Annotated in this window: 18 protein-coding genes; 7 read left to right on the top strand and 11 right to left on the bottom strand. The window is 68.0% G+C overall.

What is annotated here, in order from left to right:
• Window positions 1-7: 7 nt before the first annotated feature.
• From AVE30378_RS03900 to AVE30378_RS03890, 3 genes are read right to left on the bottom strand one after another with little or no spacing between them, the layout of a single operon-like run.
• Window positions 8-313, bottom strand: coding sequence for a chorismate mutase (locus tag AVE30378_RS03900; RefSeq protein ID WP_129239453.1), 306 nt, complete (start codon window positions 311-313; stop codon window positions 8-10).
• A gap of 5 nt (window positions 314-318) precedes the next feature.
• Entirely contained in the window at window positions 319-2,613 is a 2,295-nt protein-coding gene (locus AVE30378_RS03895) for a UvrD-helicase domain-containing protein (protein WP_129239452.1), read from the bottom strand.
• A complete protein-coding gene (locus AVE30378_RS03890; RefSeq protein ID WP_129239451.1) occupies window positions 2,610-3,818 on the bottom strand; it encodes a DesA family fatty acid desaturase in 1,209 nt (402 codons plus the stop codon). Before AVE30378_RS03890 ends, AVE30378_RS03895 begins: the two co-directional genes overlap by 4 nt.
• 351 nt (window positions 3,819-4,169) lie before the next feature.
• Between AVE30378_RS03890 and AVE30378_RS03885 the strand changes: the two genes are divergently transcribed.
• Window positions 4,170-4,565, top strand: coding sequence for a hypothetical protein (locus AVE30378_RS03885; RefSeq protein WP_129239450.1), 396 nt, complete (start codon window positions 4,170-4,172; stop codon window positions 4,563-4,565).
• 19 nt (window positions 4,566-4,584) lie between these two features.
• Here the strand turns inward: AVE30378_RS03885 and AVE30378_RS03880 are convergent, their stop codons facing one another.
• Together AVE30378_RS03880 and purN are read right to left on the bottom strand one after the other, a co-directional pair.
• A complete protein-coding gene (locus AVE30378_RS03880; RefSeq protein WP_129239534.1) occupies window positions 4,585-5,904 on the bottom strand; it encodes an RsmB/NOP family class I SAM-dependent RNA methyltransferase in 1,320 nt (439 codons plus the stop codon).
• A 748-nt stretch (window positions 5,905-6,652) separates the two neighbouring features.
• Complete coding sequence (gene purN, locus AVE30378_RS03875) at window positions 6,653-7,309, bottom strand: phosphoribosylglycinamide formyltransferase (RefSeq protein ID WP_129239533.1); 657 nt, start codon at window positions 7,307-7,309, stop codon at window positions 6,653-6,655.
• A gap of 133 nt (window positions 7,310-7,442) precedes the next feature.
• Between purN and AVE30378_RS03870 the strand changes: the two genes are divergently transcribed.
• From AVE30378_RS03870 to coaBC, 6 genes are all read left to right on the top strand, one after another.
• Window positions 7,443-8,408: a bifunctional riboflavin kinase/FAD synthetase gene (locus AVE30378_RS03870; RefSeq protein ID WP_129239449.1), complete on the top strand. Its 966-nt coding sequence runs from the start codon at window positions 7,443-7,445 to the stop codon at window positions 8,406-8,408.
• 104 nt (window positions 8,409-8,512) lie between these two features.
• Window positions 8,513-8,767, top strand: coding sequence for a type II toxin-antitoxin system Phd/YefM family antitoxin (locus tag AVE30378_RS03865; protein WP_129239448.1), 255 nt, complete (start codon window positions 8,513-8,515; stop codon window positions 8,765-8,767).
• Window positions 8,764-9,192, top strand: a complete 429-nt coding sequence (locus tag AVE30378_RS03860) for a type II toxin-antitoxin system VapC family toxin (protein ID WP_208742340.1) — start codon at window positions 8,764-8,766, stop codon at window positions 9,190-9,192. The genes AVE30378_RS03865 and AVE30378_RS03860 overlap by 4 nt, the downstream gene beginning before the upstream one ends.
• 261 nt (window positions 9,193-9,453) lie before the next feature.
• Window positions 9,454-12,315 carry an isoleucine--tRNA ligase gene (ileS, locus tag AVE30378_RS03855; RefSeq protein WP_129239447.1) on the top strand — a complete coding sequence of 954 codons (2,862 nt, stop codon included), beginning with the start codon at window positions 9,454-9,456 and terminating at the stop codon, window positions 12,313-12,315.
• A 2-nt stretch (window positions 12,316-12,317) separates the two neighbouring features.
• Window positions 12,318-12,845 carry a signal peptidase II gene (gene lspA, locus AVE30378_RS03850; protein WP_165360069.1) on the top strand — a complete coding sequence of 176 codons (528 nt, stop codon included), beginning with the start codon at window positions 12,318-12,320 and terminating at the stop codon, window positions 12,843-12,845.
• Between the two features lie 146 nt (window positions 12,846-12,991).
• Window positions 12,992-14,191 carry a bifunctional phosphopantothenoylcysteine decarboxylase/phosphopantothenate--cysteine ligase CoaBC gene (coaBC, locus tag AVE30378_RS03845; protein WP_129239446.1) on the top strand — a complete coding sequence of 400 codons (1,200 nt, stop codon included), beginning with the start codon at window positions 12,992-12,994 and terminating at the stop codon, window positions 14,189-14,191.
• 375 nt (window positions 14,192-14,566) lie between these two features.
• On the opposite strand, the gene AVE30378_RS03840 is transcribed toward coaBC, so the two are convergent.
• The 6 genes from AVE30378_RS03840 to AVE30378_RS03815 all read right to left on the bottom strand — a co-directional run bounded on the left by AVE30378_RS03840 (window position 14,567) and on the right by AVE30378_RS03815 (window position 19,602).
• Window positions 14,567-15,553 (bottom strand): Bug family tripartite tricarboxylate transporter substrate binding protein, encoded by a 987-nt coding sequence (locus tag AVE30378_RS03840; RefSeq protein ID WP_129239445.1) that lies wholly within the window; start codon window positions 15,551-15,553, stop codon window positions 14,567-14,569.
• A gap of 113 nt (window positions 15,554-15,666) precedes the next feature.
• Window positions 15,667-16,365: an AroM family protein gene (locus AVE30378_RS03835; protein ID WP_129239444.1), complete on the bottom strand. Its 699-nt coding sequence runs from the start codon at window positions 16,363-16,365 to the stop codon at window positions 15,667-15,669.
• Window positions 16,362-17,291: a DUF1177 domain-containing protein gene (locus AVE30378_RS03830; RefSeq protein ID WP_129239443.1), complete on the bottom strand. Its 930-nt coding sequence runs from the start codon at window positions 17,289-17,291 to the stop codon at window positions 16,362-16,364. Before AVE30378_RS03830 ends, AVE30378_RS03835 begins: the two co-directional genes overlap by 4 nt.
• Window positions 17,288-17,992, bottom strand: a complete 705-nt coding sequence (gene pepE / locus AVE30378_RS03825) for a dipeptidase PepE (RefSeq protein ID WP_129239442.1) — start codon at window positions 17,990-17,992, stop codon at window positions 17,288-17,290. The genes AVE30378_RS03830 and pepE overlap by 4 nt, the downstream gene beginning before the upstream one ends.
• 30 nt (window positions 17,993-18,022) lie before the next feature.
• Entirely contained in the window at window positions 18,023-18,790 is a 768-nt protein-coding gene (locus tag AVE30378_RS03820; RefSeq protein ID WP_129239441.1) for an IclR family transcriptional regulator, read from the bottom strand.
• A gap of 176 nt (window positions 18,791-18,966) precedes the next feature.
• Window positions 18,967-19,602, bottom strand: a complete 636-nt coding sequence (locus tag AVE30378_RS03815; protein WP_244234953.1) for a response regulator — start codon at window positions 19,600-19,602, stop codon at window positions 18,967-18,969.
• Between the last annotated feature and the right edge of the window lie 262 nt (window positions 19,603-19,864).

The raw sequence follows: 19,864 nt of genomic DNA, 5'->3' as shown, positions 1-19,864 counted from the left end.
CCCGCGCCTACGAGTAGGGACGCTCGCGCAGGCGGGTGTGGTGATCGACCACCGTGTCGATCACCTCGCGCAGGATGGTTTCGGCCAGGGCGGGCGGCACGCCCGCCTCTTCGGCCAGCCGGCGGATGCGCGCGACCTGCTGGGATTCGCGCTTGGCGTCCACCAGGTCCATGCCATGCGCTTGCTTCAGCTCGCCTATCATGTCCGTGCAACGGAAGCGCACGCCAAGCAGCAGGATGATCTGCTGGTCGATCTCATCGACTTCGGCGCGCAGCGACGCCAATTCGGCTTTCGGGGAATCGTTGTCGGCCATGTCTGTCAACCCTGAACGATATCGAGTTTCGCGATGCCCAGCGCCAAGGTCTTGGCGCCCACGTCGCGAAACTGGATTTGGGCCTGGGCGTCCTGTCCCGCTCCGCTCAAGCCGATGATCGTGCCCTCGCCGAACCGCGCGTGGCGCACGCCCTGACCTACACGATACTGCTTGTCGCCCACCGTGACGCCGGAGGCGACGCTGCGGGGTTGACGGGGCGCAATGGTATTGGTGGGCTTGCGTCCGAACGCGTCGCCGCGGTTGCCGCCGCCCCAGCCCGCGCCCGTGCTGGCAACCTGCGCCAGGCCCGCCTTGGGCGACAGCCATTTCAGGTGCTGTTCCGGGATTTCGTCCAGGAAGCGGGAACGCATCGCGTAGCGCGTCTGGCCGTGCAGCATCCGGCTTTGCGCCAGGCTGATGTACAGGCGTTCGCGCGCCCGGGTGATGGCCACGTACATGAGGCGGCGCTCTTCTTCCAGCCCGGCCGGTTCGAGAATGCTGTTCTCGTGGGGGAACAGCCCTTCTTCCAGGCCGGTGATGAAGACCGCGTCGAACTCCAGGCCCTTGGCCGCGTGCACGGTCATGAGCTGCACGGCGTCCTGGCCCTGCTGGGCCTGGTTGTCGCCCGCCTCGAGCGCCGCGTGCGACAGGAAGGCCGCCAGGGGCGTCAGGCCGTCCGTCACGATGGCCGGCGCGTCCACCACGCCCGGCATGAGCGTCGACGACGTGTCCTGTTCGGGCACGACGCCGGCCGGCAGGCCGTCGTAGTTTTCCTCGGAGGCGAACACGGCGGCCGCCGTGATCAATTCGTTCAGGTTTTCCAGGCGCTCGGCGCCCTCGCGCTCGGCCTTGTAGTGCGTGTTCAGGCCGCTGGCCTCGAGCATGTGCTCGACCATTTCGGGCAGCGGCAGGCCGCGCGTTTCCTCGATCAGGCGGTGGATCAACTGGGCGAACTGCGCCAGGTTGGAACCGCCCTTGCCGCCCACCAGGGCCACGGCCGCGTACAGGCTGGTGTCGTGCGCGCGGGCGGCGTCCGCCAGTTGTTCCAGCGTGCGCGCGCCGATGCCGCGCGTCGGGAAGTTGACGACCCGCATCCACGAGGTGTCGTCGTGGGGGTTGGCCATCAGGCGCAGGTAGGCCAGCGCGTGCTTGATTTCCTGGCGCTCGAAGAAGCGCAGGCCGCCGTAGACCTTGTAGGGAATGCCGGCGGAGAAGATGGCGTGCTCCAGCACGCGCGACTGCGCGTTGCTGCGGTAGAGCACGGCGATCTCGCGGCGCAGACTGCCCTCGTGGATCAGCGAACGGATCTCGTCCACGATCCATTGCGCCTCCATCCCGTCGGACGGCTGTTCGATGACGCGCACGGGCTCGCCTTCGCCCTGCTCGGTCCAGAGATTCTTGCCCAGCCGGCCGCTGTTGTGCCCGATCAGCGCGTTGGCCGAATCCAGGATGTGGCCATAGGAACGATAGTTCTGCTCCAGGCGGATCACGGTGCCGCGCGCGTAGTCGCGCTCGAAGTCGGCCATGTTGCCGACGTTGGCGCCGCGGAACGCATAGATGGACTGGTCGTCGTCGCCCACGGCGAAGATGGCGGCGCCGCCGCCGGCCAGCAGCCGCAGCCATTTGTACTGCAGCGTGTTGGTGTCCTGGAACTCGTCGACCAGGATGTGGCGGAACCGGCGCTGGTAATGTTCGCGCACGGGCGCGTTGCGCGACAGTAGTTCGTAGGCGCGCAGCAGCAGCTCGGCGAAGTCCACCACGCCTTCGCGCTGGCACTGGGCCTCGTAGAGCTGGTAGATCTCGACCAGGCGGCGGCGGTGGGCGTCGTAGGCCTCGACCTCCGCCGGACGCAGGCCTTCTTCCTTGGCGCCGTTGATGAAGCGCTGGACGTCGCGGGGGGGGTACTTTTCATCGTCGACGCCATTGGCCTTCATGAGGCGCTTGATGGCGGCGAGCTGGTCGGTGACGTCCAGGATCTGGAAGCTCTGCGGCAGGCCGGCATCGCGGTGATGCGCGCGCAGCATGCGGTTGCACAGGCCGTGGAAGGTGCCGATCCACAGGCCGCGCGTATCGATGGGCAGGATGGCCGACATGCGCGCCAGCATCTCGCGGGCGGCCTTGTTGGTAAACGTGACCGCCAGCAGCCCAAAAGGCGAAGCCTGGCCGGTTTGAATCAGCCAGGCCATGCGGGTGGTGAGTACCCGGGTCTTGCCGCTGCCCGCCCCGGCCAGGACCAGGGCGTGCTGCGGTTCTAAGGTTACTGCGGCGCGTTGTTCGGGATTGAGCTTCTCTAGCATCATGCCGCGTAGCGGCGCAGACGTTGAGCGAATTGCTCGAGCCCGGCGATGCCGCTTTGCTGGGCGCGCTGGCACCAGGCCTGCAGGTCATGGAGGAGCTGTTCGCTGCTGGCGCTGGAGCTTTCCCAGATGCGGCCGAGTTCGCGGCGCATCTGCACCAGCGTGGACAGCGATTTGCTCTGGGCGATGGCGCTATCCACGGCGGCCAGCGTTTCCGGCTGGAGGATGTCTTCGTTGCGGTGGATGGCGCGGCGCACCTGGTGCAGCTTGGTCCAGTCGCACTCGGTGCTGCCCTTGTTGCGCGAATCCTTCAGCTTGGCGAGTTCTTCGCGGGCCGCGCTCTTGATCACGTCCGCGTAGCGGGCCATGACTTCGTAGCGGTGCGTGATCACGCCTTGCAGGGTGCGCAGGTCGATGCCGGTCTTGGAGTCGTCCAGCTTGAGCTTGGGCGCAACCTTCTTGATCTTGGCCAGGCCGAAGAACTTCAGGATGTTGATGTAGCACCAGCCGATGTCGAATTCGTACCACTTGGCCGAGAACTTGGCCGACGTGCCGTGGGCGTGATGGTTGTTGTGCAGTTCTTCGCCGCCGATCACGATGCCCCAGGGGAACACGTTGGTGCTGGTGTCCGGGCTGTTGTAGTTGCGGTAGCCCCAGTAGTGGCCGATGCCGTTCACGACGCCTGCGGCCCAGAACGGGATCCAGGCCATCTGCACGGCCCACACCGTGACGCCGATGGCGCCGAACAGGGCGATGTCGATGGCGAGCATGGTCAGCACGCCCCACAGGCTGTGCTTGCTGTAGACGTTGCGTTCGAGCCAGTCGTCAGGCGTGCCGTGGCCGAACTTGGCCATGGTTTCCTTGTTGTTCGATTCTTCGCGATACAGCTCGGCGCCGCGGAACAGCACCTTCCAGATGCCGAACAGGATGGGCGAATGGGGATCGCCTTCCTTTTCGCACTTTGCGTGGTGCTTGCGGTGAATGGCGACCCATTCCTTGGTGACCATGCCGGTCGTCATCCAGAGCCAGAAACGGAAGAAGTGCATGACGGCCGGATGCAAATCCAGACCGCGGTGCGCTTGGCTGCGATGGAGAAAGACCGTGACCGACACGATCGTGATGTGCGTCACCACCAAGGTGAAAACGACGACTTGCCACCAAGTCGCTTGCGTCAGACCACCGGCAATGAAGGAGAGGATGTAATCCATAAAGCTGTTATGAGCCTCGCTTGAGAAGTGCCTGAAGTTTAGCTTACCTTTGCCGTCTTATGACAAGGGGGTTTCAAAATAGTTTTTGAGGGAAATCAAGGACTAAGCCCTGGTTTTCAGGCATAGACATCCCCGCTCGCGGCCGTAACGGGCGGGCGCGGGGCCAGGCCTTGCGGGCATCCGGCGCTTGGGCCGGCCGCCCCGTGCGGGCGTGGGGCGTTCACGAAGGCTAGTGGTTTTGGCTGCATTTCGCCGTTAAAGTTCCTGTCAGCCTGGGTTCCGGCCTTGCCGGGGCCGCGCCGCGGAGGGCACACTTTGGCCTTGGCCCAAACTGTCTCTTTTGCCCCACTGATGTTGCAGAACAAAATGCGTCCCCGTTTGTTTTTCGCGCTGGCCCTGGCAGGAGCGGCGCTGTCGGCGCCCGCCGCTTCCCAGACGATGAAGTCGGGAGACGTCGCCGTGCTGGCCTCGTACTACGAGATCCGCGGATCGGACTGCCTGGCTTTGCGCGCGCCCAGGGTATCCATCACCCAGGCCCCTCGCCTGGGCAAGGCCAGCATCATGCAGACGCGGGGCCAGTCCGGCAGTTCCGGGCGCTGCGCCTACAAGGCGGTGGCCGTATCCCAGGTGGTCTACCAGGCCGACCGGCCGGGCGACGATTCCCTGGCCTGGGAAGTGAAATACCAGGACAAGACCCTGGGCACCCGCCGCTACAGCGCCACGGTGGGCGTCACGCCGGGCCCCTGACCCGGCGCCCCGCCGCCGTTCAGGCCGGTTCGTCCTGCGCGCCGGCCGGGGCGGGCTCGGCTTCCGGGGCCTCGCCAGCTTCCGGGACCTCGCCAACTTCCGCGTCCGCGGCCGCCCCCTTCTTCCTGCGCTCGAACACGGCGGCGAAAAAGCCGTCGGTGCCGTGCACGTCGGGACGCAGTTGGACGTAGGGGCCTTCGAGTTTCAGGTTTTCGCAGCGGGCGGCCAGGATCTCGGCCGCGTCCAGGCGTTCGAAATCGGGATGGCTGGCCAGGAAGCGCTCGGCCTGCGCCTCGTTTTCCTCCACCAGCAGGCTGCACGTGGCGTAGACCAGGCGTCCGCCCGGCGCCACGCAGCGCGCCGCGCTGTTGAGGATGCGTTCCTGCAACTGGCCCAGCTCGGCCAGCGCCTCGGGGTGCTGGCGCCATTTCAGGTCCGGATTGCGGCGCAGGGTGCCGATCCCGCTGCACGGAGCGTCCACCAGCACACGCTGGGCCTTGCCGGCCAGGCGCTTCACGCGGGCGTCGTTTTCGTTGTCGATGACGACCGGCACCACATTGGACAGGCCGCTGCGCGCAAAGCGCGGCTTGGCGCGCGCCAGGCGCGCCGCGGACACGTCGAAGGCGTACAGGCGGCCGGTGGAGCGCATCAGCGCGCCCAGCAGCAGCGTCTTGCCGCCCGCGCCGGCGCAGAAGTCGATGATCATCTCGCCGCGGCGCGGCCCGACCAGCAGCGCCAGCAACTGGCTGCCTTCGTCCTGCACCTCGATGCTGCCGTTCTCGAATTGCGGCCAGCGATTGATGGCCGGACGGCCCTCCATGCGGATGCCCCAGGGCGAATACGGCATGGCGACGGGCTGATAGCGGCCGGCGCCCTGCTGCAATTCGGCCAGCATCGCGTCGCGCTCGACTTTCAGCGGGTTGACGCGCAGGTCCAGGCTGGCCTGGCGGTTCAGCGCCTCGATCAGCGTCTCGGGGCTGTCCATCGCGCCCAGGCGCTCGTCCAGCCAGTCGGGGATGCTGCCGCGCACCGCGCGCGGCAGCGTCGCCAGGTCGATCTGCGACACGCGCCGCAGCCATTCGGCCTCGGCGGCGTCCAGGCCTTCCGCCAGTTCGCCCGCGCCCAGGGTGGCGGCCAGGCCCAGAATGGCCAGGCGGCGCGAGGCCGGGCCGACGCCGCTTTCGCCGAACTGGCGGTAGCGGCGCAGGTGGCGCAGCACGTCATAGACGGCTTCGGCGACCTCGGAGCGGTCCCGCGCGCCCAGGTTGGGATGATGGCGCAGCCAGTGCGACAGGGCCGCGTCGGCCGGGTACGTCCATTGCAGGATTTCGCCCAGCACGCGCTGGACCTGCTCGATGCGGATGGCCGCGTACGGCTGCCGCGGGCGGCTGGGCTGGGGTTTCTGCGGCGCGCGGGCCGGATTGCCGCGCGCGTCGCCGCCGCGCGGAGCGTCGTAGGACGGGCGCTGGCCCGGGCGGCCTTCACGGCGCTCGGAACCGTAGGAGGCGCGTTCGCCGCCCCGGTCACTCCGGTCGCCGCCGCGCGGAGCGTCGTAGGACGGGCGCTGGCCCGGGCGGCCTTCGCGGCGTTCGGAACCGTAGGAGGCGCGTTCGCCGCCCCGGTCGTTCCGGTCGCCGCCGCGCGGAGCATCGTAGGACGGGCGCTGGCTCGGGCGGCCTTCGCGGCGTTCGGCGCCGTAGGAGGCGCGTTCGCCGCCCCGGTCGCTCCGGTCGCCGCCGCGCGGGGCGTCGTAGGACGGGCGCTGGCCGGGACGGCCTTCACGGCGTTCGGAACCGTAGGAGGCGCGTTCGCCGCCCCGGTCGCTCCGGTCGCCGCCGCGCGGGGCGTCTTGGGACGGGCGGCTGTCGGACCGTTCCTCGCGCTTGGCGCCAGGGCGGCCTTCACGGCCGCGCTCGGGCGCCTGCCGGGCCTCGCCCTTGGGGCGCGAGAAAAAGCTCCGGCCGTCGCGCCCTTCGGAGGCTGCCTGCTGGGCGCCTGCCGGACGAGAACGCGGAGATTGGGATTTAGTCATGGCGTATTCCAGTTGGGCGGAAGCGTTCCGCCCGGTAAATGCGATTCAGGGCCGTTCAGGCGGCCGGCGACCAGGTGAAAAGGCGTTCGGGATCGCCTTCCACGTTCACCCGGTGGTCGCTCGTCAGGGTAACCCGGCCTTCGGCCAGCCAGCGCACGGCGGCCGGAAAGGCGTGATGTTCCACCGCCAGCACGCGGTCGGCCAACGCTTCCGGGGTATCGCCGGCCAGGACGGGCACGCAGCCCTGGGCGATGATGGGGCCGTGGTCCAGCACCGGGGTGACGAAATGCACGGTGCAGCCGTGCACGCGCACGCCCGTGGCCAGCGCCTGGGCATGGGTGTGCAGGCCGGGGAACGCGGGCAGCAGCGAAGGATGGATGTTGACCAGCCGGCCGGCATAGTGGTTGACGAAGCCGGGGGTCAGGACGCGCATGAAGCCCGCCAGGATGACGTAATCGGGCTCGTAGCGGTCGATTTCGGCGGCCAGCGCCGCATCGAACGCTTCGCGGCTGGCGTAGTCCTTGTGATAGAGGGCCGCGGTGGGGATGCCCTGGTGGGCGGCCCACTCCAGGCCGCCGGCGTCCGGCCGGCTGGCGATGACGGCGGCGACGTCGGCCGGCCAGCCTTCATTGCGGCAGGCTTCGGTCAGCGCCCGCATGTTGCTGCCCCGCCCCGAGATCAGGATGACCAGGCGGCGCTTGGTGGTAGATATTTCCGGCAAGATGAGGAATTCCAAGGGAAATCGGGCCCGTCCGCCCTCGCGGCCCCGCGCGCCGGAACGGCCATGGCGCGCGGCGGAAAGGGGTGGGAACAAACCCGGAATCCAAAATTGTAAACTCTCGCTCGTGAAACCCTCGCTGCGCATCTACCGATCCCTGCCCCCGCCCGACCGGCGCGCCCCCTGCGCGCTGACGATCGGCAACTTCGACGGCGTCCACCGCGGACACCAGGCCATGCTGGCGCGCGTCTGCCAGGTGGCGCGCGAACGCGCCCTGGTGCCCGCCGTCATGACCTTCGAGCCGCATCCGCGGGAATACTTCGCCACCCTGAACCAGCGTCCCGAACTGGCGCCCACCCGGATATCCGGGCTGCGCGACAAACTGGCCGCGCTGGCGCGCTATGGCATCTCGCAGGTCGTGGTGGAGCGGTTCAACGCCCATCTGGCCGAGATGTCGGCCAATGCCTTCATCGAACAACTGCTGGTCCAGGGGCTGCACGCCAAGTGGCTGCTCGTGGGCGAGGACTTCCGCTTCGGCCACAAGCGCAGCGGGGACATCGACCTGCTGCGCGAAGCCGGCCTGCGCCATGGCTTCGAGGTGCAGACGCTGGCGGACGTGACCGACCGCCACGGCCACCGGATCTCCAGTTCCGAAGTCCGCACCGCGCTGGCGGTGGGCGACCTGGAACGCGCCCGCCATCTGCTGGGGCACCCCTTCCACATCAGCGGGCACGTGATCCACGGCCAGAAGCTGGGCCGCACGCTGGGCTTTCCCACGATGAATCTGCGGGTGGCGGAACGCTGCGCCGCGCGCTCCGGCATCTACGTGGTCCAGGTCCACGGCCTGGACGAACGCGCCCTGCCCGCCGTCGCCAGCCTGGGCGTGCGCCCCACGGTCGAGGACCGCGGCCGCGTGCTGCTCGAAGCGCACCTGCTCGACGAGACCGTCAACGCTTACGGCAAACTCGTACGCGTCGAGTTCCTGCACAAGCTGCGGGACGAAGAGAAGTTTCCCGACCTCCCTGCCCTGACGGCCGCCATCGCCGAAGACGCGCGAAACGCGCGCGCCTATTTCGCCGTTCATGGACTTTGAAGACGGGGCCGCGGACGCAAGCGCCCCGATTGCCGGCCCGGGACTTGCGCCCCTCCGCTTAATGTAGTAACGTACCTACAATCAATTCAAGCAGAGGTGCCGCCATGGCCATCACGACCCTATCCAGCCGAGAGCTGAACCAGGATGTCACCCGCGCGAAGAAAGCCGCCAAAAACGGTCCGGTATTCATCACCGACCGCGGCAGGCCCGCCCACGTGCTATTGAGCATCGAGGACTACCAGCGGCTTACCAAGCAACGCCGCAATATTGCCGATTCGCTGGCAATGCCGAGCGCCGGCGACATCGAGTTTGAACCGCAGCCCATGACCATCGGCATCCGGCCCGCTGATTTCTCATGATGTACGTGCTCGATACCAACGTCGTATCGGAATTGCGAAAAGTCCGCCTCGGCAAGGCCGATCCCAACGTAGCGGCCTGGGCCGACAGCGTCGATGCCGCCGACCTTTTCGTGTCCGTGATCACCATCATGGAGCTGGAACTTGGCGTTTTTTCGGTTGAACGCAGGGACGCCGCCCAGGGGGCCCTGCTGCGCGCGTGGCTGGAACAGCATGTTCTGCCGGAGTTTTCCGGACGCACGCTGCCGGTCGATACCGCCGTGGCGCAACGCTGCGCCCGGTTGCACGTGCCCGACAAACGCGGCGAACGCGATACGCTCATCGCGGCGACCGCGCTGGTACACGGCATGACGGTGGCGACGCGCAACGTGGCCGATTTCCAGCCCACGGGAGCGACTGTCCTCAACCCCTGGACACCCATGGGATAAGCATCGGCCACCCGCATCAAAGCCCGCCGCGCCTGGCGTTGGCTCCGGATGTCCCGGCCTTGAGGTACAGGCTGTTCCGGTCTGCTAACCTATAGCGTTTCTCAGCCGGACGCAGGCTTTTGACGTCTCTGTCGATGAGCCCGACGACGCCCCGCCTGGGCGGCCCCGACTGGGCGCTTCCGCCCCCCATCATTGATTAACAAGTAAAAACTTCAGAACCCGGTTGAACCGCCCCAGACTCGCCCGGATTCACTCTGTCTCATGGACTATAAAAAGACCCTCAACCTGCCCGATACCCCCTTCCCCATGCGGGGCGACCTCGCCCGCCGCGAGCCCGCCTGGATTTCGCAGTGGGAGGAAAACCACGTCTACCAGGCGATCCGCGCCGCCAGCCGCGGCCGGCCGCGCTTCGTGCTGCACGACGGCCCGCCCTACGCCAACGGCGACATCCATATCGGCCATGCGGTCAACAAGATTCTGAAGGACATCATCGTCAAGAGCCGCAACATGGCCGGCTACGACGCGCACTACGTGCCGGGCTGGGACTGCCACGGCATGCCGATCGAGATCCAGATCGAAAAGAAATACGGCAAGCACCTGCCCGTGGCCGAAGTGCAGTCCAAGGCCCGCGCCTACGCGCTCGAACAGATCGACCGCCAGCGCAAGGACTTCAAGCGCCTGGGCGTGCTGGGCGAGTGGGATCGTCCCTACATGACGATGAACTTCAGCAATGAAGCCGACGAGATCCGCGCGCTGGGCCGCATCCTGGACAAGGGCTACGTATTCCGCGGCCTGAAGCCCGTGAACTGGTGTTTCGACTGCGGCTCGGCGCTGGCCGAAGCCGAGGTCGAATACGCCGACCGCGTCGACCCGGCGGTGGACGTGGCCTTCCCGTTCGCCGACCGCCCGGCGCTGGCCAAGGCCTTCGGCCTGGAATCGGTGGACGACGGCGCCATCGTCATCTGGACCACCACGCCCTGGACCATTCCGTCGAACCAGGCGCTGAACCTGCATCCCGAGATCGAATACGCGCTGGTGCGCGTGTCGCCCGCGCCCAAGTTCGGCCCGCTGCTGCTGATCGCCAAGGAACGCGTCGAAGCCTGCCTGAAGGACTGGGGCCTGGAAGGCGAAGTCATCGCCACCGCCGCGGGCGCCGCGCTGTCCGGCATCGAGTTCCGCCATCCGCTGGCGCAGTTCAACGCCGCGTACGACCGCAAGGCGCCCATCTACCTGGGCGACTACGTGACGGCCGACTCCGGCACGGGCGTGGTGCACTCGGCCCCCGCCTACGGTATCGAAGACTTCATGTCGTGCAAAGAGCACGGCATGAAAGACACCGACTTCATCAGCCCCGTGATGGGCGACGGCAAGTACGCGGACAGCCTGGCGCTGTTCGGCGGCCTGTCCATCTGGGACGCCAACCCCAAGATCGTCGAGGCCCTGAAGGAAGCCGGCGCGCTGATGCACGTCGAAAAGCACAAGCACAGCTACATGCACTGCTGGCGCCACAAGACGCCGATCATCTACCGCGCCACCAGCCAGTGGTTCGCCGGCATGGACGTGGCCCCCACCGACGGCGGCCCGACCCTGCGCGAATCGGCGCTGGCCGGCATCGACGCCACGGCCTTCTATCCGGCCTGGGGCCGCGCCCGCCTGCACGCCATGATCGCCAACCGTCCGGACTGGACCCTGTCGCGCCAGCGCCAGTGGGGCGTGCCCATGGCCTTCTTCGTGCACAAGGAAACGGGCGAGCTGCATCCGCGCACCAGCGAACTGCTGGAACAGGTGGCGCAGCGCGTCGAAAAAGGCGGCATCGAGGCCTGGCAGGCGCTGGACCCGCGCGAACTGCTGGGAGACGAAGCCGATCTCTACGAAAAGAACCGCGACACGCTGGACGTGTGGTTCGATTCGGGCAGCACGCACGCCACGGTGCTGGGCGGCAAGGACGGCGACTTCGCCGGTTCGCACGGCGCCGAACTGGCCTGGCCCGCCGACCTGTACCTGGAAGGTTCCGACCAGCACCGCGGCTGGTTCCATTCGTCGCTGCTGACCGGCTGCATGCTGTACGGCCAGCCGCCCTACAAGGCCCTGCTGACGCACGGCTTCGTGGTGGACGGCCAGGGCCGCAAGATGAGCAAGTCGGTGGGCAACGTGATCGCCCCGCAGAAGGTGTCCGATTCCCTGGGCGCGGAAATCCTGCGCCTGTGGGTGGCCTCCACCGACTACTCGGGCGAACTGTCGATTTCCGACGAGATCCTCAAGCGCGTGGTCGAAGGCTACCGCCGCATCCGCAACACGCTGCGCTTCCTGCTGGCCAACCTGGCCGACTTCGACGCCGTGTCGCAGGCCGTGCCCTACGGCGAACTGTTCGAGATCGACCGCTACGCGCTGGCCATGACGGCCCAGATGCAGGCTGAAGTCCAGGCCAACTACGAACGCTACGATTTCCACCCGGCCGTCTCCCGCCTGCAGACCTTCTGCTCGGAAGACCTGGGCGCGTTCTACCTGGACATCCTGAAAGACCGCCTGTACACGTCCGCCGTGGACAGCCGCGCCCGCCGTTCGGCCCAGACGGCCCTGCTTGATATCACGCAGACGCTGCTGAAGCTGATGGCCCCGATCCTGTCGTTCACGGCCGAAGAGGCCTGGAAGGAACTGGCCGGCTCCGCGCTGAAGAACCAGGCCGACGCCGCCCGCGTCACCATCTTCACCGAGGTCTACCACGTGCTGCCGCCGTTCGCCGACGCCGACGCGCTGTCGGCCAAGTGGACGCGCCTGCGCGCCATCCGGGCCGAAGTGCAGCGCAAGCTGGAAGAAGTCCGCACGGCCGGCGACATCGGTTCGTCGCTGCAGGCCGAAGTGGACCTCTACGCCAACGGCCAGGACCATGAACTGCTGGCCAGCCTGGGCGACGACCTGCGCTTCGTGCTGATCGTCTCGCGCGCCACCGTGCACGCGGGCGAAGGCGAGACCCGCATCGACGTCACGCCCTCGGCGCACAAGAAATGCGAGCGCTGCTGGCACTGGCGCCTGGACGTGGGCCAGGACGCGGACCATCCCGATATCTGCGGCCGCTGCGTGTCCAACCTGTTCGGCTCGGGCGAAGCCCGCGACAAGGCCTGACCATGGCAGGGCCCGCCGACACCGGCGTCCCGTCCGGCTCCCGCCCCGCGCCGGCGCGCGTGGGGCGCTGGCTGGCCATCGCGCTGGCGATCATCGTGCTGGACCAGTTGACCAAGGTCTACTTCAACACGGCGTACCAGTACGGCCAGCGGGTCCACCTGCTGCCCTTCTTCGACTTCACCCTGGTGTACAACCGGGGCGCGGCGTTCAGCTTCCTGGCGTCCGAGGAAGGCTGGCAGCGCTGGCTGTTCACCGGCCTGGGCTGCGTGGCGGCGGTGGTCATCACCGTCATCCTGCGGCGCACCCACGGCCAGCCGCGCTTCAGCCTGGCCCTGACGCTGATCCTGGGCGGCGCCATCGGCAACGTCATCGACCGGGTCGTCTACGGCCACGTGGTGGACTTTCTGCTCTTCTACTGGAACGACTGGCAGTTCCCCGCCTTCAACCTGGCCGACGTGGGCATCACCTGCGGCGCCGTGCTGCTGGTGCTGGACGAACTGCTGCGCGCGCGCAAGCCGCCCCGGGCCTGAACGCCCCGGCCGGGGCCCCCGCCCCGGCGGCTTTTGTCCCGTTTGATGCCCCCTGAATGCATGGCGAACGGCGCAATGCCGCAATGCAGAATAAAATCACTGTCCATTCCTCGTTTTCACGGCGCTGAACCCGCCGCCCAGTCCTCATGCTCGATCTCGCCCGCAAACGCATCGTCCTCGGCCTGACCGGGGGCATCGCCTGCTACAAAATCGCCGAGCTGGTGCGGCGCATGACCGAACAAGGCGCCACGGTCGACGTGGTGATGACCGAAGCGGCCACGCACTTCATCACGCCCGTCACCATGCAGGCCCTGTCGGGGCGGCCGGTGTTCGTGGACGCCTGGGACGCCCGCGTGCCCAACAACATGGCGCACATCGACCTGACGCGCGGCGCGGACGCCGTGCTGATCGCCCCCGCCAGCGCCGACTTCATGGCCAAGCTGGCGCACGGCATGGCCGACGACCTGCTGTCCACGCTGTGCCTGGCGCGCGCCTGTCCGCTACTGGCGGCGCCGGCCATGAACCGCGAAATGTGGGCCAACCCCGCCACGCAGCGCAACGTCGAGCAACTGCGCGCCGACGGTATCAGCGTTCTCGGCCCCTCGGCCGGCGAACAGGCTTGCGGCGAAACCGGCGACGGCCGGATGCTGGAAGCGCACGAACTGCTGACCGACCTGATCGCCTTCTTCCAGCCCAAGCTGCTGGCCGGCCGCCACGTGCTGCTGACCGCCGGCCCCACTTCCGAGCCCGTGGACCCGGTGCGCGTGCTGAGCAACCGCTCTTCCGGCAAGACGGGCTACGCCCTGGCGCGCGCCGCGCGCGAGGCCGGCGCCCGCGTCACGCTGATTTCCGGCGCGACCTTCCTGCCGGTGCCGCGCGGCGTCACCGCGCTGTCGGTCACCACCGCGCGCCAGATGCATGACGCCGTGATGGCCAGCGCCGCCGACGCCGACATCTTCATCGCCGTGGCCGCCGTGGCGGACTGGCGCGTGAAGAACGTCAGCACTCAGAAACTGAAGAAGACCAGCGAGGGTGGCGGCGCCCCCGTCATGGAATTCGAACCCAACCCGGACATCCTGGCCGAAGTGGCCAAGCTGCCCAACGGCCCGTGGTGCGTGGGGTTCGCCGCGGAAACCGAAAAACTGGCCGAACACGCCGAAGCCAAGCGCGCGCGCAAGGGCATCCCGCTGCTGGTGGGCAACCTGGCGCACAAGGTGATGGACGCCGACACCACCGAACTGGTGCTGTTCGACGAGCAAGGCGTGCACCCCCTGCCCGCCGCCGGCAAGCTGGACGCGGCGCGGCGGCTGATCGCGGAGATCGCGGCAAGGGTGCCGGACAGATAGCAAAAAAGCCAGGCTGAACCTGGCTTTTTTTCTTGGGGGATTCGCTGGGGTGCTTTTGGGTGTCAGACACCCGTGGGATGCCTTCCTGGATTGAAGGGCATCGCATCAGGGTGTCTGACACCTCCAGAGAAGTGCCTGACACCCTGTGCAGCCAGGTGTCTGACACCCGTACGAGACGCACTCCATGTCGCCCCCGCGCCTCCCGGGTGTCTGACACCCACAACAACCCGAGGAATGCGCAGCCAGGTGTCTGACACCCGTACGAGACGCACTCCATGTCACCCCGGCGCCTCCCGGGTGTCTGACACCCGGCAAGACCCTATCCCCCTGGACCAGCACTTCATCAGGGTGTCAGACACTGACCACCGACACCGCTCACTCCAGGCTGATGTTCGCCGCCTTGACGATGTCCGCCCATTGCTGGCGGTCCTTTTCCAGGAACTGGCCGAACTGTTCGGGCGTCATGCCGGTGACCGGCTCGGAACCCAGGCCGGCCATCTTCTCGATCAGCGCGGGCTGCTTCAGCACGTCCTGCAAGGCGGCGTAGTACGCGGCCAGCACGTCGGCGGGCAGGCCGGCGGGCGCGAACACGCCCTGCCACGTCGGCATGTCGAATCCCTTCAGGCCCTGCTCGTCCAGCGTGGGCACGCCGGGCAGTTGCGGCGCGCGCTTGAGCGACGCGACGGCGATGGCCTTCACCTTGCCTTGCGAGGCCAGCGGCGCCGCGGTGGAGATGTTGTCCATCGTCATCGCGATGTGGCCGCCCAGCAGGTCGGTGATGACGGGCGCCGCGCCGCGGTACGCGGCATGCGGCACCTTCACGCCCAGCTTGTACAGCATGGTCTCGGCGATCAGGTGGTTGGAAATGCCCACGCCGGCCGTGCCGTAGGTGGCGGTCGGCGTCTTCTGGAAGTATTCCTTCAGCTCGGCCAGGTTGCTGGCCGGCACGTCGTTGTTCACGATGACCACGTTGGGCTGCACGGCGGCCAGCGTGATCGGCGTGAAGTCGGCGGGCTTGTAGTTGGTGCCCTTGGGGTTCAGGACGTGGGTGATGGCCATGGAACCGGCTGCGGCGATGCCGATGGTGTAGCCGTCGGCCGGCGATTGGCTCAGGCGGTACGCCATGATGTTGCCGCCGGCGCCGGCCAGGTTTTCGACGACCACCGGCTGGCCCAGGCGCTGCGACAGCGGTTCGGCCAAGAGGCGCGCCAGCGTGTCGGCCGAACCGCCGGGCGCGAAGCCCACCAGCAGCCGCACGGGCTTGGCGGGTTTCCAGGCGTCGGCGGCCAGGGCCGGCGCGGCCGCCAGGGCAGAGGCAGCGAACAGTGCGCCGGCGGCGCGGTGAAGGGTACGGCTGAACATGAAGATGACTCCCAACAATATTTGATTTCGGCGGGTGTCAGACACCCTTGGAATAGCTTCTTGAATTGAAGGCTGTCTCACTAGGGTGTCAGACACGCCGAGGGTTTTGGCTGTCAGACACCCGGGCTGAGGATTTGCGCCAGCGTCTGCGCGACCAGGCGGTTCGACAGCAGCACGGGACGGCCCGAGGCCCGCGCCACCGCCTGCCGCATGCGTTCGGCATAGCCCATACAGTGCATGACGATCAGGTCGCAGGACGCGAGGTCGCGGCCCGCCTGTTCGAAGTTGCGCGCCGCCCGCTCCGAGTCGGCCTCGTAGGGCGAGGCGTGCGCGATCAGGGTGTCGCAGTCCAGCGGCACGACCATGTGGAAGGCATCGACCTGCGCTTCCAGCGGCACCACCAGCCCGACCTTGCGGCAATGCGCCGCCAGGCCGGCGACCAGGTGGTCCACGACCTGCTGCGGTTCGACCACCAGCGTGCGCATCGGCGCGATGGCCGTGCCCGTGCACAGCGGCACCAGCACGTCGTAGCCCGCGGCGTCGGCCTGGCCCATGACCTGCGCCAGCCTCGCCTCGGCGGCCGCGGCGTCCAGTTCGATCTGCGCCCCGTCGCGCATGCGCGTGGCGAACCGGTATTGGCCCTCGCGAGGCGCCAGGGCGGCAAGCGCCGCGGCGTCCAGGCCGTCCAGCGCGCCGAATTCGTCGATGCGCACGTGCGCGCCCAGAAGCGGCGCCATTTCAGGCACCACGTCGCTGCGCGGCGATTGCCCGATGGTGAAGAACGCCACGCGCCGCTGCGGATGATCAATCATGCCGCCTCCCCCGCTTCGCGGCCCACGGTCTGCAAATGCGCCATCGAACCGTAGCGGGCCTGCAGCGCGGCCCATTCGGCCTCGTCCGAGAAGGCCATGGCGCCCTGCCCGAACAGCTTGGCGATCTCGATGCAGAACCGCATGGCGACGTCGGCGTCCACGGCGTTGGTGACGCCGGTGGCGCAGCCCGGCACGGTGGTCTGCGCGGTCAGCGCCACGCCCACCACCGGCGCGTCCGTGACGATGGCGGGCTGCATCAGCGAATTCACGTGCCACAGGCCGTTTTCGTAGGGGGTGATGTCCTGCGTGGTCAGCGGCAAGGTCACCGGCAATTCGCCGCTGACCCAGCCCATCACGTCCAGCATGGTTTCGGGAATGCGCAGCAGATAGCCCTGCCTGGCCACCGGCGTCAGCGCCACGCCGCGCTTGTTGACCAGGCGGTTGCCGCGCGTCGTGTCGACCGACAGGATCGCGTCCATGCGCGGATCGACTTCGTGCGACATCATCTCGCGCATGGGGAACGGCGAACGCATCATGGGCACGGGGTGATGCGGACGCGTGCCGGCGCGCGGGCAGATGTGCGTGCGGATGCGCACCGTGCCGGGCAGCACGTCGCCCTGCCGGGCCATGGCCATCAGTTTGAACGCCGCGGCGATGGCGACCACCGCGCCGTCGCTGTCGGACACCAGGCCCGTGACCGCGGGGCGCGCCCCGATTCCGCCCAGGCGGCCCACGATGCCCAGTTGCGGCGCCGCGTCGTCGGCGCCCGGGATGACGATCGAAAGAAAATCCGTGGCGGCGCCGTCGCGCTCCAGCCGGGTCACTTCCACCTCGCAGTCGCCGGCCTCGCGCAGCCGCTGCGCCACCGCCTCGCCCGTCACGTGGGCGGAGGACAGGAGTTCGATCGTATCGATGACCTGTTTCATACCGGGATCTCCAGCAGGCCCGGACGGAATGCGCGAGGCTCTTTCTGCCCGAGAAACAGCAGGGCGTCGTGCGGACCGATCAGCGCGACCTTGTCCTCGCGCACGCGCAGCCCCGACCCTTCCGGCAGGCCCAGGACGGGCATGCCGGGATTCAGCGTGCAGAATTCCGCCAGGCGCTGGGCGCGGGTTTCGCCCCGGTGTCCGGGCGGATGGGCGTTGGTGTAATGCGGGTTGATCTGGAAAGGCAGCAGGCCCAGCGCGTCGAAGCCTTCCGGATCCGCGATGGGCATGTCGTTCGTGGTGCAGATGCTCGGGCAGGCCAGGTTGGACCCGGCGCTCCATCCCAGGTAGGCCGCGCCCTGGCGCACGCAGCGGGCGACGACGTCGAGCAGCCCCTGGCGGCGCAACTGCCCCAGCAGGTTGAAGGTGTTGCCGCCGCCCACGATGATGAGGGCGGCGCCTTCCAGCGCGGCCACCGGATCCCCGGCGCGGTGCAGGCCCTGGATATCCAGGCCGGTGTCGGCCAGCGCCGAAGCCACCAGCGCGGTGTAGTCGTCCCAATCGCGGGTCACGCCGGCGTACGGCACGAAGACGGCCGGCGCGCCTTGCGGCAGCGACGCGACCAGTTCGCGGATGTCGGGCAGCGCGTGCGCCAGGTAGCCGGCGTCGCTGCTGGAATTGCTGAGGAGCAGGAGGTTCATGCGGGGATTTCCGAAAGGGAGTTTGGAGATTCAGGCAAGCCAATAGGGATCGTTCAGTTCGCGCCCCAACGCCCCTACCTGCTGCAATACGGATTCGCGCAGCCGCGCGACGCGCTCGGCGTCGGCCTGGAAGGAGACGAAGGACAGGCACAGGCCGCGCAGTTCGCCGGTGGACGGGTCGCGCACCGCCGCGGCCACCGCGCCGATGCCGGGCATGGCCTGGTCGATGGCGACGCCGCAGCGGTCCGCGCGGATGCGCGCCACCACGCGGGCCAGTTCGCCCACGGTGGCGGGGCAATCCCGCCCTTCCACGGGCAGCGGCCGGTCCGCGTCGGCGCCGTACAGCGCCTGGAATTCGGCCTCGTTCAGGCGCGACAGCAGCGCCCGGCCCATGGCGGTGCCCGAGGCGGCCCGGCGCGAGCCCGGCGGCGACAGCACCTGCACCGGGTGCGAGCCGTTGAGCCGTTGCAGCACCACGGTTTCGCGCTGGTTCAGGGTGGACAGGTAGGCGGTCAGGCCGCTGTCGTCGGACAGCCACACCAGCACGGCCCGGCAGGCGTCGTCCAGCGGCGTGGCCGCCATGCCGGCCCGCGCGACCTGGGCCAGTAGCGCGCCCGGCCGGTAGCGGCGCGTGGCGGCATCCTGGTCCAGCAACCCGTAGCTCTGCATTTGGTTGAGCAAGCGCGACGCCGTGCTCTTGGGCAGGGCCAGGCGCCCCGCCACATCCGTGAAGCTCAGTTCCGTCGCGCCGTCCGCATACAGCGCCAACACGCGCTGCACACCATCCAATATGCTCATAATAGTTCCAAAATAAGGAACTGATGTTCCTTAATAAAGAACAAGCATAATGCACGCGCGGAATCAGGGTCAAGACGCGCCCCGCCCGGCGCGAGAAGCGCGGGCTGCAAGCCTTGCGAACGGGGGAAACGGCGATCGCCGGCTTCGCCGCGGAAGCCGGACGGGAACGGCGGGGATCAGCCTTGCGGGACCAGCGCCTTGGAAGGGAGGTCGCTGAACAGCTTGATGAGATCGACGTCGCGGTTCACGCCCAGTTTGCGCATGGCGCTGCGCTTCTGGGTGCTGACGGTCTGGACGCTGCGGTGCAGGCGCTCGGCGATCTCGGTGATGGTGCCGCCCGCGCAGAACAGCCGGACGATCTCTGCCTCACGGGGCGTCAGCCTGTCGGTTTCCGCCACCATCATGGTTTCCAGCAGCATGTCCTTGATGAGCGGCGAGTAATACCGCCGGCCGCCGTGGGCGGCGTAGACGCCGTCGACCAGCCGATCCATCGAATCCGACTTGCTGACCACGGCCTTGACGCCATGCTTGACGATCGCGAGCAGCAGCGCCGGGTTGTCGACCATCGTGTAGAGCACCAGGCGCAGATCCAGCCAGCGGCGGCGCAGGTGCGAGATCAGCACGAGGCCGTCGCCGTGGCTGCCGCCGGGCATGGCGTAGTCCAGCACCAGCACGTCGCAGGAATGCCTGTCCAGCAACGCGATCAATTCGGTGGAGTCGGTCGCCTGCCCGACGATCCGCATGGCGGGGTTGCGCTCCAGTTCGGAAGCCAGGCCCCGCAGCACCACAGGGTGATCGTCTGCAATTGCCACACGTATGCTGAGATCGGACACCGCTACTCCCGCTGATCGAACGCCATGATGCAAGCGCCTCGTTTTGCGCTGCCTGCCCTTGGGCATGAGTGCGGGAAATTCTAAACGACGGTCCGCGGCAAAAAGGGCGGAAAACAGCAAGCTTCGCGGCGCCGGGCGACGCCCCGGCAGGGCGAAAAAGCGATTCCGCGCGGCACAAACCCAATACCGGCAAGGGCGCGCCGCCGGCCGGCCCCGCAACGCCGCGCTTCTACGTTTTAGT

The organism is Achromobacter veterisilvae, assembly GCF_900496975.1.
GTDB lineage: Bacteria > Pseudomonadota > Gammaproteobacteria > Burkholderiales > Burkholderiaceae_B > Achromobacter > Achromobacter veterisilvae.
This window is presented reverse-complemented; position numbering and strand designations above follow the sequence as displayed.

Excerpts from the sequence above, each read along its gene's own strand:
- AVE30378_RS03900 (WP_129239453.1), bottom strand. The coding sequence starts at position 313 with ATGGCCGACAACGATTCCCCGAAAGCCGAATTGGCGTCGCTGCGCGCC.
- AVE30378_RS03895 (WP_129239452.1), bottom strand. The coding sequence starts at position 2,613 with ATGATGCTAGAGAAGCTCAATCCCGAACAACGCGCCGCAGTAACCTTA.
- AVE30378_RS03890 (WP_129239451.1), bottom strand. The coding sequence starts at position 3,818 with ATGGATTACATCCTCTCCTTCATTGCCGGTGGTCTGACGCAAGCGACT.
- AVE30378_RS03885 (WP_129239450.1), top strand. The coding sequence starts at position 4,170 with ATGTTGCAGAACAAAATGCGTCCCCGTTTGTTTTTCGCGCTGGCCCTG.
- AVE30378_RS03865 (WP_129239448.1), top strand. The coding sequence starts at position 8,513 with ATGGCCATCACGACCCTATCCAGCCGAGAGCTGAACCAGGATGTCACC.
- AVE30378_RS03860 (WP_208742340.1), top strand. The coding sequence starts at position 8,764 with ATGATGTACGTGCTCGATACCAACGTCGTATCGGAATTGCGAAAAGTC.
- ileS (WP_129239447.1), top strand. The coding sequence starts at position 9,454 with ATGGACTATAAAAAGACCCTCAACCTGCCCGATACCCCCTTCCCCATG.
- lspA (WP_165360069.1), top strand. The coding sequence starts at position 12,318 with ATGGCAGGGCCCGCCGACACCGGCGTCCCGTCCGGCTCCCGCCCCGCG.
- coaBC (WP_129239446.1), top strand. The coding sequence starts at position 12,992 with ATGCTCGATCTCGCCCGCAAACGCATCGTCCTCGGCCTGACCGGGGGC.
- AVE30378_RS03840 (WP_129239445.1), bottom strand. The coding sequence starts at position 15,553 with ATGTTCAGCCGTACCCTTCACCGCGCCGCCGGCGCACTGTTCGCTGCC.
- AVE30378_RS03835 (WP_129239444.1), bottom strand. The coding sequence starts at position 16,365 with ATGATTGATCATCCGCAGCGGCGCGTGGCGTTCTTCACCATCGGGCAA.
- AVE30378_RS03830 (WP_129239443.1), bottom strand. The coding sequence starts at position 17,291 with ATGAAACAGGTCATCGATACGATCGAACTCCTGTCCTCCGCCCACGTG.
- pepE (WP_129239442.1), bottom strand. The coding sequence starts at position 17,992 with ATGAACCTCCTGCTCCTCAGCAATTCCAGCAGCGACGCCGGCTACCTG.
- AVE30378_RS03820 (WP_129239441.1), bottom strand. The coding sequence starts at position 18,790 with ATGAGCATATTGGATGGTGTGCAGCGCGTGTTGGCGCTGTATGCGGAC.